Origin of the sequence: Holophaga foetida DSM 6591, from assembly GCF_000242615.2 — a bacterium.
GTDB classification, from domain to species: Bacteria; Acidobacteriota; Holophagae; order Holophagales; family Holophagaceae; genus Holophaga; species Holophaga foetida.
In genome coordinates this window covers 1-15,794 of record NZ_KI912269.1, presented here as the reverse complement: position 1 = coordinate 15,794, position 15,794 = coordinate 1, and the positions used below count along the sequence as shown (strand labels likewise).

Here is a 15,794-nt window from a genome sequence, read left to right as displayed (position 1 = left end):
TCACCAGGCAGCCAGGTTGAGCAGGTGAATCAGTTTCTTCTCAAGGGGTGAGGAGTCTTCCGGATGTGCGGTATTGCAGGCTTCACGACAGCCATGGACCAGGATTCCGCCATGGAGCTGCTCGGGTTCATGGCTGGGGAACTGCATCACCGGGGGCCGGATGGGACAGGAATATACCTGGATGAGGGGGTTGGGCTCGTCAATACCCGGCTGGCCGTCATTGATATCGAGGGCGGGAGCCAGCCCCTCGGAAATGAGGACGGGCGCTTCTGGGTGGTGCAGAACGGCGAGATCTACAACCACTCCGAACTGAGAATCGAACTGGCCGAGCTGGGCCACCACTTCGAGACACGTTCGGACACGGAAGTCATCCTTCATGCCTTTGAAGAGTGGGGGCCCGCCTGTCTGGAACGCTTCAATGGGCCTTTCGCCCTCGCCTTGTGGGATCGCAAGAAGCGTTCCCTCTTCCTGGCCCGGGACCGGTTCGGGGTCCGCCCGCTCTTTCTTGCGGATCTCGGCAGCGGCCTGGCATTCGCCTCGGAGGCCAAGGCTTTGCTGCGGCATCCTGGGCTCGGGCGGGAGCTGGACCCCGGATGCGTGGTCGACACCTTCTCGATCTGGTCGACCTTGCCTGATCGCTCCGCCTTCCGGGGGATCCGGGAACTTCCGCCAGGGCACTGGATGAGTGTGGAATCCAGCGGGGTCAGGCGACTGCACCAGTGGTGGGATCTTTCTTTCCGGGCCTCTGGCGAGGGTGAAATCCGAGATGCCGCTGATCAACTGGATGTCCTGATGCGGGATTCTCTCCGTCTCCGGCTGCGGGCCGATGTGCCGGTGGCGGCGTACCTCAGCGGCGGCTTGGACTCCTCCATCATCGCGGCCCAGGCCCGGGAACTGGTTGGCTCCAGGCTGACCTGCTTCGGGATCGGTTTCGAGGACCCCGACTATGACGAAAGCCGCCATCAGGAGCGGGTCGCCAAGAGCCTCGGGGTGGATTTCCATCGGCTTACGGTGGATTCGGCGGACATCGCCGCCCTGTTTCCTGAGGCGGTGCTGCTGGCGGAAAAGCCCATCCTCCGCACCGCTCCGGCTCCCATGCTGGCGCTTTCCGGGCTGGTGCGGAAGGCTGGCTTCAAGGTGGTTCTCACCGGGGAAGGGGCTGACGAGGTCTTCGCTGGCTACGATCTCTTCCGGGAAGCCCAGATCCGGCGCTTCTGGGCGCGGGAACCTGAATCCAAGCTTCGGCCCAGGCTCTTTGAGCGCTTGTATCCGTGGCTCAACCGAAGCCTCAGCCAGCGGCCCGCTTACGCCCAGGCCTTCTTCGGTACCGGCATCAGCGACCATGAGGATCCCCTGTACAGCCATCGGATCCGTTTCGGGACGACGGCCAGGCTTCTGCGCTTCCTGGATCCGGACATCCATGTCCAGGGGCACACGGAAACCCGCACCCGGGCCATGCTGGCGCCCGCTTTTGACGAATTCAGCTCATTGGGGAAGGCCCAATACCTTGAGATCACCACCTTTCTTCAGGGCTATCTGCTCCACAGCCAGGGGGATCGGATGCTCATGGGGCGTTCCGTGGAGGGGCGCTTTCCCTTCCTGGATCATCGGGTGGCGGAATTCGCCGCCTCCCTGCCGGATTCTCTGCGGCTCCAGGGCTTGAAGGACAAACGTATACTGCGGCACTGGGCCAGAAGATTCCTGCCGCCGGATGTGGCCGAGCGTCCCAAGCACCCCTACCGGGCGCCCATTGCCCGGATCTTCCTGGGGGCCGGCGCCCCGGCCTACGTTGCGGAGCTTCTGGAGCCAGCGCGACTTGCCCAGACTGGGCTCTTCCACGAGCGCAACGTGGGGCTGCTGCGGGAGAAATGCCTGCGGAACCTCGCAACGGGCATTGGCGAGACGGATGAGATGGCCCTTGTGGGCATCGTCTCACTCCAACTCCTCCACGAACAGATGGTCCGACGTCCTTTGCTGGCCCCCAGACTTTCGCCGGGGCGCCTGGTGGTTGGCGATCAGGTCCTCAACCCCGCGGGGGTTGCATGAGCCCCCTGCGTCTTATCCAGGACACCCTACTGGCCTCCGCAGCATTCAGTCCAGAAAAGGAGGCGCTGGTGGCGGATGGCCTTCGCCTCAGCTATCGGGAACTCCGGGACTTCGCCCTCGGCTTCGCCCGCAAGTTCATGGATTGCGGTCTGATTGCTGGCGACCGGGTGGCCCTCTTCCTGCCCAATGGAGCCGAGCTGGCTGCTGCGCTCTACGGTGTGTGGCTCGCGGGGGGAGTGGCGATGGTGGTGAACCCCCAGACCCGGAGCGAGAAGCTTGCCTTCCTTCTGGAAGACAGCGGAGCGCGGCTTCTGGTTGCCCATCCCCTCCTGGAGTCGACCGCCTGTCGGGCACTGCTCGTCATGGCAGGAGAAAAACCAGGACTGGTGATGGCGGAGGCCTTGCCAGCGACCGTTGAGCAACCGGAAATCGGCCTCGTTGCGACAGATCTGGCGATGATCCTTTACACCTCCGGCAGTTCTGGCCACCCCAAGGGGGTCATGCTCACGCATCAGAACATCACCTTCACTCTGGAAAGCCTGATCGAGTACCTGCGCCTGGACTCCAGCGACCGGATTCTCAATGTCCTGCCTCTGGCCTTCGATTATGGGCTCTACCAGCTCCTCATGGCGATCCGCCTCGGAGCCACGCTCATACTGGAGCAGGGCTTCGGGTATCCGGCCCTCATCGAACAGCACATCCAGGATGAGTCCATCACGGTCTTCCCCGGGGTGCCCACCCTTTTTGCCACGATGCTGTCCCGCGTCGCGACGGAACCCAAGGCCTTTCCCACCGTGCGAAGGGTCACCAATACGGCGGCGGCCCTGCCTTCAAGCTTCACGCCTGGACTCCAGGCCATGTTCCCCCAGGCTCTTGTCTTCCGGATGTACGGTTTGACGGAGTGCAAGCGGGTCTGCTACCTGGAGCCGGAAGAGCTGGAGCGGAGACCGGAGTCGGTGGGCAAGGCCATCCCCGGCACCCAGGTCTTCCTGGTGGATGAGGAGGGGAGACGGGTGGGCCCCGGGGGGACGGGGATTCTGCATGTGCGGGGGCCTCACATCATGGCGGGGTACTGGAAGCGTCCTGATCTCAGTGCAGAGATGCTCCTGGAGGGGCAGTACCCGGGGGATCGCGTACTCTGCACGCGGGATCTTTTCCATATGGATGCCGAGGGCTTCCTCTATTTTCTGGGACGCAGTGACGACATCATCAAATCCCGGGGGGAGAAGGTCAGTCCGGTGGAAGTGGAGCGGGTGCTCTATGGCATCCCGGAAGTGAGGGATGCCGCAGTGGTCGGGGTTCCGGACCCTCTGCTCGGGGAGGCCATCCACGCCTTTCTGACCCTGGTGCCCGGGGCCGAGTGGTCGGAACGCCGTTTCCGGCGCTTCTGCCAGGAACGCTTGGAGAGCTTCATGGTGCCGCAGGTTTTTCACGCCCTGGAGGACATGCCCAAGGGGGCCAACGGAAAAATCTTGAAAAGATATATGATTGATTTATTTACAAGTGGAGAGCCCAGTGGAAACCCTTGAGTCCCAGCTTCGCTGTTTCATTGCAGACAACTTCTTCGTGGAACCCGATGAGCTGAGTGGAGATGCCTCCCTGCTCGGTTCCGGGACGCTGGACTCCACGGGCGTGCTGGAGATCATCCTCCACTTGGAGGAGGCCTATGGCATCACCGTTTCGGATGCGGAAGCCCTTCCGCGGAATCTGGACACCATCAACAATCTGATCCGCTTCATTGCCTCCAAGCGGGCAATGGCCACGGCATGAAGGGGGATTCCAGGCTCATCAATGAACTGCTCGCTTTTGATCGTGGAGCAGTCGTAGAGGGCATCTGCCATGGCCTTCGCCAGCAGGTTCACCGAAGCCTCCATCGGAAGGGGGTCGTCCTGGGGCTCAGCGGCGGCATTGACAGTTCCGTGTGCGCAGCCCTTGCTGTCCGGGCTTTTGGTCCTCGGGGGGTGCTGGGGCTCCTGATGCCGGAGGCCCACTCGGATCGTGAGAGTGAGCGTCTGGGCCGCCTGATGGCCGAGAAACTGGGCATTGAATGCCTTCTTGAGACGATCACCCCGGCCCTGGAGGGCCTGGGCTGTTACCGACGGCAGGAGGAGGCCATCCGGCAGGCCATCCCGGCCTATGGTCCTGGGTGGCGCTCCAAGATCGTCCTGCCGAGCGTGGTGGAGAGTGAGGCCTACCGTTTCAATACCCTCGTGGCCCTCTCTCCGGAGGGGGAAGAGTTCCGGTGCCGTCTGGCCCCCAAGGCATACCTGGCTCTGGTGGCAGCCACCAACTTCAAACAGCGGGTCCGCAAGACCTTTGAGTACTACCATGCCGATCGCCTGGCATTCGCCGTGCTCGGGACCCCCAACCGCCTGGAATACGACCAGGGCTTCTTTGTCAAGAACGGCGATGGTGCTGCCGACCTCAAGCCCATCGCACACCTGTACAAGACCCAGGTCTATGCCCTGGGGAAATACCTGGAACTCCCGGAGGAGATCCAGGGGCGGGCACCCACAACGGACACCTATTCGCTGCCCCAGTCACAGGAGGAATTCTACTTCCCGCTGTCCTACCAGCCCATGGACTGCTGCCTGCTGGCCTACAATCGGGGGCTTGCCCCGGAGGAGACGGCTGCTGAAATGGGGCTGGCCACGGAACAGGTGGAACGTGTCTACAGGGACATCGAAGCCAAGCGCAGGGTTGCCAGATACCACCACGAAGCCCCCTTGCTGATCGAAGCACTGGACGGGATCCATGCCTGAAACCCAGGATGTGATCATCGTCGGCGCTGGTGGATTCGGGCGGGAAGTGCACCAGTACCTTCTCGATGCCCTCCAAAGTCGGCCAGGCTACCGCTTCAAGGGCTTTCTTGATGACGACCCCGATACCGCTGGCACCCTCCCTGGCAACCAGCTACTCCTGGGGGACATCCTGGATCATGTCCCCCATGTCAAGGAGCAGTTTGTCGTTGCCATTGGGGATCCTGAACCCCGAGCGAGGATCATCCGGATCCTGGCTGGTCGGGGCGCCAGGTTCTTCACCCTGATCCACCCCAGCGCCTATGTTGCCAGCACTGCCGATATCGGAGCTGGTTGCATCGTATGCCCGTTCTGCAGCATTGGAAATGGGGCTTCCATCGCAGATCATGTCGTTCTGACCTGGTATTCCTCGGTGGCCCACGATGCTCGGGCCGAGTCCTTTTCCGTGCTTTCCCCCTATTCCACCATCAACGGGGGGGCGGTACTCGGGGAGGGGGCTTTCCTGGGTGCCCACGCCGTGGTCAACCCCCTTCAGACCATTGGTGCGTGGGCCAAGGTGGGTGCCGGGGCAGTGGTCTATCGATCCGTTCCCCCGCAGAGCCTTGCCATGGGGAACCCTGCGCGCACGGCCCCCTTGATGCGGGAGGAATCCCAGGGGACTTGAGTCGGAGGGGGGGAGCGGTCATCTTGGTCCTAGCGAGGTACCCATGACTGAATGTTCCCTGACATCCCTGGAGGCAGTGGAGGCCCACTCGGTCCTCCCCAAGGACTGGCGAGTCGATCTGGGGGACCTGTCTTCCCTGGACCTCACCCTTTCTGCGCTGGAATTGATTCGGCGCGCCACCTCCCGGCTACCCCAGGATGTCATCACGGCTTTGGCCAGGGGGCGCGCGTCCGAAGCCGAAGGCAGTCGGGCTGCCAACACCCTGGGCACCATGCTGGAGAATGTTGAGCTGGCGGACCGTCACGTGGCACCCCTCTGTCAAGACACTGGGACCGTGATCTTCTGGGTGCGTCACCCCTTTGGTGCCTCCCAGCGCGCCCTCAAGCAGCAGGTCCGCCAAGCCGTGGTGGAGGCCACGAACCGGAGCTGGCTGCGCCCCAACTGTGTGGCGGCCTTATCGGGCAAGAACCCCGGCAACAACCTGGATCCGTTCAAGGAAGGCCATCCTGTCATCCACTTCGAGGAATGGGAGCGTCCGGAGGTCGAGATCGACATCATGCTCAAGGGCGGAGGCTGCGAAAATGTCGGGGGCCAGTACCGCTTGCCCGATGTGACGCTGGGGGCTGGCCGCGACCTCAAGGGGGTGCGCAAGTGCATCATTGACGCTGTGGTGAAGGCCCAGGGCCAGGGCTGTGCTCCGGGCATCCTCGGTGTGGCCATCGGGGGCGACCGGGTCACGGGTTACGAAAAGAGCAAAGAACTCCTCATGCGGCGTCTGGATGTGGCCAATCCCGATCCCAGGATGGATGAGTTCGAGAAGGCTCTGGTGGCGGATCTCAATACCCTGGGTATCGGTCCCATGGGTTATAGCGGCCACACGACGGTGCTGGGGGTGTCCGTGGAGGAAATGTTCCGCCACCCCGCCAGTTTCTACGTCAGCATCAGCTACATGTGCTGGAGCAGCCGCCGCATGACGCTCCGTCTCCAGAACGCCAGTCCCGCGATTTTCGAGTAGGTTTGCCATGATCCGTTTGAACACTCCCATTTCCGAATCCGATATCCGTGCCCTGAAGGTTGGGGACGAAGTGCTCCTATCCGGCCGTGTCGTCCTCAGCCGGGACATGGGCCACAAGTTCATGGTGGAGGAGAAGCCCGAGTGGCTGCGCCCCATCCTCGACGAGGCCGTCATCTATCACTGTGGCCCGGTGGTCAGGAAGGAGGCCGACGGCACTTGGTCCTTCGTCTCCTCGGGTCCCACCACCAGCATCCGTGAGGAACCCTACCAGGCTGATGTCCTTGAGACCTATCGGGTCCGGGGCGTCATCGGCAAGGGGGGGATGGGCGCCAAGACCAGTGGCGGTCTCCAGCAGGTGGGGGCCTGCTACTTCCACGCCACCGGCGGTGCAGGAGCCCTCATCGCCGAGCGGATCAAGCGAGTCGTGGACGTGAAGATGCTGGAGGAGTTCGGCAGCCCCGAGGCCTTCTGGATCGTCGAGGTGGAGGACTTCCCTCTGGTGGTCACCATGGACAGCTACGGCGGGAGCCTCCATGAAGAGGTCCTGGCGGCGAGCCTTGCCAATGCCAAAGCACTGACCGCCTAGTGTTTACCTACTCTGACCTCCGCCAGTCTCTGCGGGCATCCCTCGCGGCCTTTCTTTCCCCTGAGGAGGCCGCGGCAGAGGCTGCCCTATGGTTCTCCGAGGGCCTGGGGCGGGAGGCTAGCTGGTTTCATGCCCACGGAATGGAGCCCGTACCCGATGGCGAGCGCCATCAGATCGGGGGCTGGCTGGAGCGTCGCCAGAAGGGGGAGCCCTGGGCCTATATCCTGGGGTGGTCCCTCTGGCGGGGGCGGCGTTTTGAGACCGGGCCCGCGACTCTCATCCCCCGGCCGGAAACCGAACTGGTGCTGGAGGCGGCCCTGGAGGTCGGCAAGCGTCTGGGGGTCCGCCACGCGGTGGATATCGGCACGGGGACCGGCATCCTTGGCATCACCATGGCCCTGGAGACGGACTGGGCCATCACCGCCACGGATATCAGCGAGAAGGCTCTTGCCGTGGCCCAGCGCAATGCCCTCGCCCTGGGAGCCAAGCTGAGCTTCCGGCCCGGGGATCTCCTTGGACCCGTTCCCAATCCCGTGGGACTCGTGGTGTCCAATCCCCCCTACGTCGATCCGGCAGATCGCCCTGGGCTCCAGCGGGAACTGTCCTTCGAGCCGGAGACGGCCCTTTTTGCCCCGGATCGCGGCTTGGCCCTTACCACCGAACTGCTGAAGCAGGCGAGGGTCCGATCAGCTCCAGGGTGTGTCCTGGAGATCGGCTCCGGTCAGGGGGATGAATTGAGCACGCGGGCTCGGGTCATGGGCTGGAAGCGGGTCATGATCCACAGAGATTTCGCCGGACATGACAGGGTTCTGGTGGTCTGCTGACTCCTGGCACGGCCCCTGCACACCTCTGGCGTGGAGTAAGACCATGCGGAAAATATTGCCCATACTGGTGATGGCCCTGACGGTGGGGTGCTCGATCCCCAAGCGTCACGACACGACCCTGACCAAGAAGAACCGGATCCCCTATGTGGAGGACGGCTTGGGGCAGAGCGCCATGTCGGATGGCTCCCTCTGGCGGGACAAGTCGATGGTCGCCGATCTTCGGGCCTCCCGCCTCAATGATCTTGTCACGATCGAGATCTCCGAAGCCACGAGCGCCATCTCCAAGGCCGATCTGACAACCGGGCGCGAGGGTTCCAACAAGTGGACCACTCCGGTCCAGCTTCTCAAGGAAGCCAAGAGCACCAGCACCACGAACAAATACAAGGGCAGCGGCACAACAGGCCGCAGTGCCACCTTTACCACCACGGTCACAGCGCGGATCGTCAAGGTCATGAACAATGGGAACCTCATCTTCGAGGGCTACCGGGACATCCAGCTCAACAACGAGACTCAGCGCCTCTATGTGGCCGGCTTGCTGGATCCCTTACGCCTGGACAACACGAACACCGTGACCAGTGCCCAAGTGGCGGAGCTGCGAATCGGCTATGGCGGTCAGGGCGTGGTGGACGAGACCCTGAAGCCCGGCTACATCAGCCGTCTCCTCAACTTCATCTGGCCCTTCTGATTCGGGGATTCCATGCGCAAGTCCGTCCTTTTCTGCCTGTGCCTGGGTTGCCTCCTCGGAGCTGCCCCGATCCCTGAGAGGAAGGTGGAGGCCCGCCTCAAGGAGGTGGCCCGCCTCCAGGGCGTCCGGGGCAACCAGCTCCTGGGCTACGGCGTTGTCGTCGGTCTCAATGGTACCGGTGACAAGGATCAGACCAAGTTCACGGTCCAGACCCTGACCAATCTCATGGCGCGTCAGGGCATTTCCGTCAGCCCCTCCTCCGTGAAGGTGAAGAATGTGGCGTCGGTGATGGTGACCGCCGATCTTCCGGCCTTCGCCAAGCCGGGCCAGCGCATCGATGTCACGGTCAGCTCCACGGGTGATGCCACGTCCCTCGCTGGGGGCACTTTGCTGATGGCGCCCCTCCAGGGGGCGGATGGGCAGACCTATGCCGTGGGGCAGGGGCCCCTGCTGGTGGGTGGCTTCGCCGCAGGCGGTGGGGGGGGTGGGGCTACCAAGAATCACCCCACCGTGGGCCGGGTGCCAGATGGTGCCCTGGTGGAGCGGGAGGTCGCTGGCAACTTCAACGATCGGCGCTTCCTCCGGTATAGCTTGGTGGAAGAGGACTTCACCACCACCGTTCGCGTGGTCCACAGCATCAACGAGGAGCTGGGGATGGAAGTCGCCAAGCCCCTGGATTCGCGCACGGTGGAGGTCTTGGTGCCCGAAGGATTCCAGGGGAGGGTCGTGGAACTGGTGGCACGCCTTGAGAACCTGCCGGTCCAGCTCCAGCCCAGGGCCAGGGTGGTTGTGAATGAGAAGACCGGTACGGTGATCCTCGGGACTGATGTGAAGATTGGTGCTGTGAGCATCGTCCAGGGTGGTCTCTCCATTGTGGTTAGTTCCACCCCCCTGGTCTCCCAGCCCACCTCTTTGAGTCAGGGGAAGACGGTTGCTGGGGCGAAGAAGGACGTGAATGCCACCGAGGAGAAGGCCAAGATCGCCAGCCTGGAGCCTGGAGTCACCGTGGGCCGGATGGTTGAAATGCTCAATGGCCTGGGGGTCACCCCCAGGGACCTGGTGGCCATCCTCCAGGCCATCAAGGACGCTGGCGCCCTGAATGCCGAGCTGAGGGTCCTGTGAGCAGCCCGCTCCTCAGTTCCCCGGTCCGCCTCCCTTCCGAGGCTTTGATGCAGGAAGTGCCTAGGCCTTCGGACAAGGCTAGCGTTGGCGACGCAGCCAAGCAGTTTGAGGGCATGCTGATGGCCCAGATCTTCCAGACCATGCGGAAGACTGTGCAGCACTCGGGGCTCTTCGGGGATTCCGCCGGGGCCAGGAGCACCTACGAATACCTCCTGGACCAAGCGGTGGTGGACCACGCCATGAGTTCCGGGAAGGGATGGGGATTAGCGTCACGACTGGAGGAATCCTGGGCTGCCCGTCAGGAATCAGAAAAAATCAAGACCCAGGCTTGATTAATTACCAGCACCTGCCGATAGGAAGACTGATCGAGGTGCAGGATGCGGGTGAGTGGCAAGACAAGCGGGGTCGGGGCCTCCCAGAGCGTGGGCAAGACGGCGTCTGCATCCACCCACCAAGCCGTTTCCGGCACCGTATCCTTGGGCGTGGGAGACGCCCTGAGTGTTTCCAGCACCGCCAGCTTCATCACCGTGGTCCAGGCCCGGATCGCCAAGCTCCCGGATGTCCGGGAGGCCAAGGTGGAGGCTCTGCGGGCTCAGCTTGAATCCGATGATTACCACCCGGATGGGGAAGCGGTGGCCGAAGGCTTGGTTCGGGACTATACGCCTCCCCGCCAAGATTCGTGATGTACCGCTATGATCACTCCGCTCGGCCAGAGGCAGATCTTTCAGACCGCCAACGTTGAAGCGGTTCGGATGTCCCTGGAGATGAGTGAGCATATCCAGAGGGAAGCGGCCCGGCGGAAGGCCGCAGAGGACCATCTGGCGGAAGATCAGGACAGCGTCCACGAGATCGAGAAGGCCGATGGGCTTCGGACCGAGGAGCGGAGGGGCCGTGGCGGGCAGGAGGCCCAGGCCGGCGAGGCTGAGGAGAGGGAAGATGGTGAAGAACCGCTTCCCGAGGAGTCGGAGTCTGCCGCTCCCCCTCCGGGGGCTGCCGAGGGGCACCTGGACTTCCTGGCCTGAAACCTCTCCGAATGGTATGTCCCTTGCCATGAGGTTGGTGGGAGGTATTCCATGCTGCATTCGTTGCCGACTCTTCTGGCGGACCTGGAGCATCGGCTCATCGCTGGGGAAGACCCCCTGCCACTGCTGGGGAGCGTTCGCTGGCCAGATGTGATCGATTGGCCCAAGAATCGCGAGGAAGCGTTGACGCTCCGTCAGAGGTTGGCGAACATCCAGGCCCTGATCCAGGGGCTCCAGGCTCCGCTGCGGGCCACCCTCATGGGGCTCAATCAGGACGCGGCGTACCAGCGCAAGGGGAGTGTCCCCCTTCCTGGTTCCATCTCTTTCAAGTTCCAGCAGAGTGTGTAGGAGGTTCCCATGCCGGGCCTGAATTCCAGTCTGAACATCGGACTCTCTGGGCTCCAGGCGACTCAGGGTGCTCTGAACGTCGTTGGTCACAACATCACGAATATCAGCACCCCGAACTACAGCCGTCAGGTCGTCAATCTTTCCACGGCTGGAGCCATTTCCTTTGGCAATCAGATGTACGGCCAGGGAGTGACGCTCACAAGCATCTCCGGGATCCGCAATCGCCTCCTGGACCTCCAGATCAGCCAGACTCTGAGTCGGCAAACCGGGGCTCAGACCCGGGATGCCAGTATCGAAGCCGTCTCCACAGCCTTCGAAGAGACCGACGACTACGGGCTGAGCGCACTGGTCGAGAATTTCTTCCAAGGCTTCCAGGACTTGGCGGCCAATCCCGAGAATGATGCGCTGCGCACCAACCTAGTGGGGCAGGCCCAGACACTGGTGGATGGCCTCAAGAGCCAATACCGGATGTTGGCTGAGCAAAGAGATGCAGCAAACGTTGCGGTCTCTGATCAGGTCGCTGAGGTGAACACCTTGACGGAGCAGATCGCCACCCTCAACAAAGCCGTTGCCCAGGAATCAGCCACTGGCGGCAACAGTGACGCCCGGGATCAACGGGCCGCTCTGGTGGAGAAGCTCTCCAAGCTGGTGGGCATCCAGGCCTTCGAGGATGATTCGGGGCGCCTCCAGATCATGCTGGACAGCGGGACGGGGATTCTTGTGGCAGGAGACAAAGCCAATAGGCTCACCGCCACTGCCGACCCAAGTCTTGGCAACTATTATCGGGTGGACGTGGTTTCGGGCTCCGGGGTTGCCACGGATGTCACCGGAAGCATCCAGGAAGGGTCGCTGGGGGCCAACCTCGACCTCCGGGACAACATCATCGGCGGTTATCAGAGCCAACTGGACCAGTTGGCGGCAGGGATTGCCGGTGGCGTCAATCAACTGCACTACGCGGGTTATGCCCTGGATGGTGTCACCACCAGCAACTACTTCTTCGATGGCACGGTGGCCAACAATGGCCTGCCTACTGGCATTACCTCGGCCAACAACTACCTGGGGATGGTGAATGCCCTCAGTGTGAACTCGGCCATCCAGAGTGACCCCAGCCTCATTGCTGCAGCGGGCGTGGCCGGGCAAGTTGGCGACAATGCCAATGCCAAGGCGATGTTCAACCTTTCGAGCGGTGGGCAATTCTCCACTGCCGTGAGCAGTCTTGTGAATACCATCGGCACGGATGCTCAACGGTATTCGACCAGTGCCACCAACTATGAGAACCTGAGCACTGCCCTTCAGAACCAGCGGGAAAGCGTTTCCGGCGTGGATCTGGACGAGGAGGCAACGAACTTGATGGCATACCAGCGGGGCTATCAGGCATGCGCTCGGTTCATCAATGTCATCGACCAGTTGACCAACCAGCTGATCAACAATTTCGGCGTATAACGGAGAGGTGAGTCATGACCATTCGCACCCCCAGTCCCTCCGCCAATCGTCAGAGCCTTTCTGATCTCAACCGGATCAAGGAACGGCTTGCCATCACCCAGGAGCAGATCTCATCCGGCAGTGCCATTTCACGGTTGGGGGACGATCCAACCGGAGCGGCATTGATTGTCGACTTCCGAGCCTCGGTGGCTCGCAACAATGCCTACGTTGACCAGGCAGACACGGCAGGCAACTTCCTTTCCTCATCGGAGACGGCCGTCAGCGCCATGGAGACTTCGCTGGTCCGTCTCATGGAGCTTGCGACGAATGGACTGGATACCAACCTGACCGCCAATGGCCGAGCCAGTTCAGTGTCGGAGGTCTCAGGCCTGCGGGATTCGATGATGGCTCTCGCCAACACCCAGGTCCAAGGGAAATACATTTTTGCTGGAACCAATACCACGACTGAGCCTTTCAGTTACACCGGCGGCACGCCTCCAGTGGCCTATTCGGGGAACAGTGGCGTGGTTCGCCTGGATGTGTCTCTCAGCGCATCCGTCGCCACCAATGTCGCTGGGGATGCCCTCTGCTTCGGCAGCGGGGGGGCAGGTTCAACCACGGACATGTTCCAGGTCACCACAGATCTGATGAATGCCATGAGTTCAAACGACATTGCACAGATCCAGACGGCGTTCAATAACCTGAAGGCTATCCATGAGGGGGTGAATACCGTCATCACGGATCTGGGTGGACGCCAAGCCGGACTGGATTCCCTCAAGAGTAATCTGGAGAGCTACAACCTGAGCCTTCAGGCCATCCAGGGGACCTACGAGGATCTGGACTACGCAGCAGCCATTACCCAGTTCACGAGGGACCAGACGGCCCAGCAAGCGGCCTTGAGTGTCATGGCCAGGGTCAATGACCAGAACCTGTTTGATTTCCTCGGCTAGGAGAGGTACCGATCGAGGGCTTCAAGGGCGCGGAGTCGGTAGGCTGCGCCTTTGGCCTGTTTCAGGCCGCGGGCGCCCCCGGCGCGTTTGAGGGCCCGGTGGTCAAGAGTTCCATCGGGGAGTTCAGGGAAGAGGCCGAGCATGGCGTTGACCGGGCTGAAGTGCTTCATGGATGCGTGGGCCAAGTGGTGGAGAAGGGAGCCCAGCATGGTCTCCCTGGGGAAGGGCGCTGGAGCCAACGCTGCTGCAGCGCGGTTCACTGAGAAGGCTGCCGCCAGTCCGCTGGCGGTGGACTCCAGGTAGCCTTCGATGCCGCTGAGTTGTCCGGCTATCCACAGGCCTGGCACATTCCTTACCGCCAGGGTTGCATCCAGGACCTCCGGTGCGGCCACATAGGTATTGCGGTGGATGCTGCCGAGGCGGGCAAAGACCGCCTCTTCGAGACCCGGAATCATCCTGAAGACTTCCTGCTGGGCTGACCATTTGAGGCGGGTCTGGAAACCCACCAGGTTGTAGTGGTCACCGGCCAGGGAATCCTGGCGCAACTGCACTGCCGCATAGGGCCATCGACCCGTACGGGGATCCGTCAGCCCCACGGGTTTCATGGGGCCGTGCCTCAACGTCTCCAGTCCCCGTTCAGCCATGACTTCGATGGGGAGGCAGGCTTCAAAGAAGGGGGTGTCGAAGTCGTGCAGATCCGCCTTCGGAGCCGCCATGAGGGCCCTGTGAAAGCGTTCGTAGGTCTCCTGGTCCATGGGGCAGTTGAGAAAGTCGGGTTCCCCCTTGTCGTATCGGGTGGCTCGGAAGGCGATGTCCATATTGATGGAATCCCGTTCGACGATGGGGGCAATGGCGTCGTAAAAGAACAGGCGGGGCTGCCCCAATCGCTGGGCCAGCCATTCCGCAAGGGGCTCGGCGGTGAGGGGGCCTGTGGCGAGGATGGTGGGCATGGAGAGCGAGGGTGTCTCCACGAGGCCCTCGACCCATTGAATCCTGGGGTGGCTTCTCAAGGTTTCGGTGACAAGCCGTGAAAAGGCCTCGCGGTCCACTGCGAGAGAGTTGCCAGCAGGCACCCGGGTCCTTTCAGCACAGGCAAGGACCAGGGAATCCATCCGTCTGAGCTCAGCTTTCAGGATGCCGGTGGCGCTGTTGGGGTCATCACTCTTGAACGAATTGGAGCAGACCATCTCGGCGGCATAGCCAGTCTGGTGGGCCGGGGTGAGGTGGCCAGGGCGCATCTCGTGAAGGTGGACCTGGTGGCCTCGCTGAGCCAATTGCCATGCGGCCTCCGAACCAGCCAGTCCCGCTCCGACAATAAGAATGTCCATACCCAAGGCCTCCCGAGGGAGGGATTCTACCCGGCAAAGGCAGCCAATCCCAGAATCCCCAGGAAGCAGCAGCGGAATTTGCGAAATGACGCCTGATGGCTGATTTTTTTCCTTGCACGCAGCCACGGGGCTGTTAGTCTATCACTTCGCTGCGGTTGAGGCTGCAACGGGTCAGAAGGCGAGGCGGTCGGGAAACGACGGTCAAGCCGGGATGGAACGGGAGCCTTCGGGTTCTGGTGTCATCCTGACGGTTCAGGCGTCTTTGAAAGCCGGATAGAGAGAATGGAAGCCTTTGAGAAGCTACCGTCGCAAGACGGAAAGCGATCAAACATATACTACGAATAGCGAGACCGGTTTTCGAACCGGTTCGAGCATAGAGATTAAACATGAGAGTTTGATCCTGGCTCAGAATGAACGCTGGCGGCGTGCCTAACACATGCAAGTCGGATGTGCCCGCAAGGGTGCATGGCAGACGGGTGAGTAACGCGTAGGAGACCTACCTTTTTGTGGGGAATAACGTTCCGAAAGGGACGATAATACCGCATGAGACCACAGGATTGGATGCCTGTGGTGAAAGCCGGGGACCGTAAGGCCTGGCGCAAGAAGAGGGTCCTGCGTCTGATTAGCTAGTTGGCGGGGTAACGGCCCACCAAGGCGACGATCAGTAGCCGGCCTGAGAGGGTGATCGGCCACACTGGAACTGAGACACGGTCCAGACTCCTACGGGAGGCAGCAGTGGGGAATTTTGCGCAATGGGCGAAAGCCTGACGCAGCAACGCCGCGTGGGTGATGAAGGTCTTCGGATTGTAAAACCCTGTCGTCAGGGACGAAGGCATGGGATTGAATATTTCCTATGCTTGACGGTACCTGGAGAGGAAGCCCCGGCTAACTCTGTGCCAGCAGCCGCGGTAATACAGAGGGGGCAAGCGTTATTCGGAATTATTGGGCGTAAAGGGCGCGTAGGCGGTTCTTTAAGTGAGATGTGCAATCCCCGGGCTCAACCTGGGAACTGCATCTCATACT

The 15,794-nt window shown here is 61.9% G+C and carries 17 protein-coding genes and 1 rRNA gene; 17 read left to right on the top strand and 1 reads right to left on the bottom strand.

Annotated elements, in window-relative coordinates; genetic code table 11:
* Positions 1 to 63 precede the first annotated feature (63 nt).
* Genes asnB through flgL form a run of 16 tightly spaced genes read left to right on the top strand, consistent with a single transcriptional unit; the run spans position 64 to position 13,443 of the window.
* Entirely contained in the window at positions 64 to 2,046 is a 1,983-nt protein-coding gene (gene asnB, locus HOLFODRAFT_RS0215570) for an asparagine synthase (glutamine-hydrolyzing) (protein WP_005033720.1), read from the top strand.
* Positions 2,043 to 3,575, top strand: a complete 1,533-nt coding sequence (locus HOLFODRAFT_RS0215565) for a class I adenylate-forming enzyme family protein (protein ID WP_005033718.1) — start codon at positions 2,043 to 2,045, stop codon at positions 3,573 to 3,575. Before asnB ends, HOLFODRAFT_RS0215565 begins: the two co-directional genes overlap by 4 nt.
* Positions 3,562 to 3,816 carry an acyl carrier protein gene (locus HOLFODRAFT_RS0215560; protein WP_005033717.1) on the top strand — a complete coding sequence of 85 codons (255 nt, stop codon included), beginning with the start codon at positions 3,562 to 3,564 and terminating at the stop codon, positions 3,814 to 3,816. The genes HOLFODRAFT_RS0215565 and HOLFODRAFT_RS0215560 overlap by 14 nt, the downstream gene beginning before the upstream one ends.
* Entirely contained in the window at positions 3,813 to 4,808 is a 996-nt protein-coding gene (gene nadE, locus HOLFODRAFT_RS0215555; protein WP_005033714.1) for an NAD(+) synthase, read from the top strand. The genes HOLFODRAFT_RS0215560 and nadE overlap by 4 nt, the downstream gene beginning before the upstream one ends.
* Positions 4,801 to 5,469 carry an acetyltransferase gene (locus tag HOLFODRAFT_RS21730; RefSeq protein ID WP_005033712.1) on the top strand — a complete coding sequence of 223 codons (669 nt, stop codon included), beginning with the start codon at positions 4,801 to 4,803 and terminating at the stop codon, positions 5,467 to 5,469. The genes nadE and HOLFODRAFT_RS21730 overlap by 8 nt, the downstream gene beginning before the upstream one ends.
* A 43-nt stretch (positions 5,470 to 5,512) precedes the next feature.
* Complete coding sequence (locus HOLFODRAFT_RS0215545; protein ID WP_005033710.1) at positions 5,513 to 6,484, top strand: fumarate hydratase; 972 nt, start codon at positions 5,513 to 5,515, stop codon at positions 6,482 to 6,484.
* A 7-nt stretch (positions 6,485 to 6,491) separates the two neighbouring features.
* The gene (locus HOLFODRAFT_RS0215540; protein WP_005033708.1) at positions 6,492 to 7,070 is read left to right on the top strand and encodes a FumA C-terminus/TtdB family hydratase beta subunit; all 579 of its coding nucleotides are present in this window, start codon (positions 6,492 to 6,494) and stop codon (positions 7,068 to 7,070) included.
* The gene (prmC, locus tag HOLFODRAFT_RS21725; protein ID WP_005033706.1) at positions 7,070 to 7,894 is read left to right on the top strand and encodes a peptide chain release factor N(5)-glutamine methyltransferase; all 825 of its coding nucleotides are present in this window, start codon (positions 7,070 to 7,072) and stop codon (positions 7,892 to 7,894) included. The genes HOLFODRAFT_RS0215540 and prmC overlap by 1 nt, the downstream gene beginning before the upstream one ends.
* 43 nt (positions 7,895 to 7,937) lie before the next feature.
* Positions 7,938 to 8,579: a flagellar basal body L-ring protein FlgH gene (locus HOLFODRAFT_RS23450; RefSeq protein ID WP_005033704.1), complete on the top strand. Its 642-nt coding sequence runs from the start codon at positions 7,938 to 7,940 to the stop codon at positions 8,577 to 8,579.
* 12 nt (positions 8,580 to 8,591) lie between these two features.
* Positions 8,592 to 9,701, top strand: a complete 1,110-nt coding sequence (locus tag HOLFODRAFT_RS0215525) for a flagellar basal body P-ring protein FlgI (RefSeq protein ID WP_005033701.1) — start codon at positions 8,592 to 8,594, stop codon at positions 9,699 to 9,701.
* Entirely contained in the window at positions 9,698 to 10,033 is a 336-nt protein-coding gene (locus tag HOLFODRAFT_RS0215520; RefSeq protein ID WP_026939383.1) for a rod-binding protein, read from the top strand. Before HOLFODRAFT_RS0215525 ends, HOLFODRAFT_RS0215520 begins: the two co-directional genes overlap by 4 nt.
* Before the next feature lie 51 nt (positions 10,034 to 10,084).
* A complete protein-coding gene (gene flgM, locus HOLFODRAFT_RS21715) occupies positions 10,085 to 10,384 on the top strand; it encodes a flagellar biosynthesis anti-sigma factor FlgM (protein ID WP_158412976.1) in 300 nt (99 codons plus the stop codon).
* 9 nt (positions 10,385 to 10,393) lie between these two features.
* Positions 10,394 to 10,723 (top strand): hypothetical protein, encoded by a 330-nt coding sequence (locus tag HOLFODRAFT_RS0215510; protein WP_005033697.1) that lies wholly within the window; start codon positions 10,394 to 10,396, stop codon positions 10,721 to 10,723.
* Positions 10,724 to 10,774: 51 nt separating this feature from the next.
* Entirely contained in the window at positions 10,775 to 11,071 is a 297-nt protein-coding gene (locus HOLFODRAFT_RS0215505) for a hypothetical protein (protein ID WP_005033696.1), read from the top strand.
* Positions 11,072 to 11,080: 9 nt separating this feature from the next.
* Complete coding sequence (flgK, locus tag HOLFODRAFT_RS0215500; RefSeq protein WP_005033694.1) at positions 11,081 to 12,514, top strand: flagellar hook-associated protein FlgK; 1,434 nt, start codon at positions 11,081 to 11,083, stop codon at positions 12,512 to 12,514.
* 14 nt (positions 12,515 to 12,528) lie between these two features.
* Positions 12,529 to 13,443, top strand: coding sequence for a flagellar hook-associated protein FlgL (gene flgL, locus HOLFODRAFT_RS0215495; RefSeq protein ID WP_005033690.1), 915 nt, complete (start codon positions 12,529 to 12,531; stop codon positions 13,441 to 13,443).
* On the opposite strand, the gene trmFO is transcribed toward flgL, so the two are convergent.
* On the bottom strand, positions 13,440 to 14,771 hold the full coding sequence (trmFO, locus tag HOLFODRAFT_RS0215490; RefSeq protein WP_005033688.1) for a methylenetetrahydrofolate--tRNA-(uracil(54)-C(5))-methyltransferase (FADH(2)-oxidizing) TrmFO: 1,332 nt from the start codon (positions 14,769 to 14,771) through the stop codon (positions 13,440 to 13,442). The genes flgL and trmFO overlap by 4 nt on opposite strands.
* 382 nt (positions 14,772 to 15,153) lie before the next feature.
* Here trmFO and HOLFODRAFT_RS0215485 point away from each other — a divergent pair.
* Positions 15,154 to 15,794 (top strand): 16S ribosomal RNA (locus HOLFODRAFT_RS0215485); the annotation flags it as partial.

Excerpts from the sequence above, each read along its gene's own strand:
- asnB (WP_005033720.1), top strand. The coding sequence starts at position 64 with ATGTGCGGTATTGCAGGCTTCACGACAGCCATGGACCAGGATTCCGCC.
- flgL (WP_005033690.1), top strand. The coding sequence starts at position 12,529 with ATGACCATTCGCACCCCCAGTCCCTCCGCCAATCGTCAGAGCCTTTCT.
- HOLFODRAFT_RS0215505 (WP_005033696.1), top strand. The coding sequence starts at position 10,775 with ATGCTGCATTCGTTGCCGACTCTTCTGGCGGACCTGGAGCATCGGCTC.
- trmFO (WP_005033688.1), bottom strand. The coding sequence starts at position 14,771 with ATGGACATTCTTATTGTCGGAGCGGGACTGGCTGGTTCGGAGGCCGCA.
- HOLFODRAFT_RS21730 (WP_005033712.1), top strand. The coding sequence starts at position 4,801 with ATGCCTGAAACCCAGGATGTGATCATCGTCGGCGCTGGTGGATTCGGG.
- HOLFODRAFT_RS0215540 (WP_005033708.1), top strand. The coding sequence starts at position 6,492 with ATGATCCGTTTGAACACTCCCATTTCCGAATCCGATATCCGTGCCCTG.
- HOLFODRAFT_RS0215545 (WP_005033710.1), top strand. The coding sequence starts at position 5,513 with ATGACTGAATGTTCCCTGACATCCCTGGAGGCAGTGGAGGCCCACTCG.
- HOLFODRAFT_RS0215525 (WP_005033701.1), top strand. The coding sequence starts at position 8,592 with ATGCGCAAGTCCGTCCTTTTCTGCCTGTGCCTGGGTTGCCTCCTCGGA.
- HOLFODRAFT_RS0215565 (WP_005033718.1), top strand. The coding sequence starts at position 2,043 with ATGAGCCCCCTGCGTCTTATCCAGGACACCCTACTGGCCTCCGCAGCA.
- HOLFODRAFT_RS23450 (WP_005033704.1), top strand. The coding sequence starts at position 7,938 with ATGCGGAAAATATTGCCCATACTGGTGATGGCCCTGACGGTGGGGTGC.
- flgK (WP_005033694.1), top strand. The coding sequence starts at position 11,081 with ATGCCGGGCCTGAATTCCAGTCTGAACATCGGACTCTCTGGGCTCCAG.
- nadE (WP_005033714.1), top strand. The coding sequence starts at position 3,813 with ATGAAGGGGGATTCCAGGCTCATCAATGAACTGCTCGCTTTTGATCGT.
- HOLFODRAFT_RS0215510 (WP_005033697.1), top strand. The coding sequence starts at position 10,394 with ATGATCACTCCGCTCGGCCAGAGGCAGATCTTTCAGACCGCCAACGTT.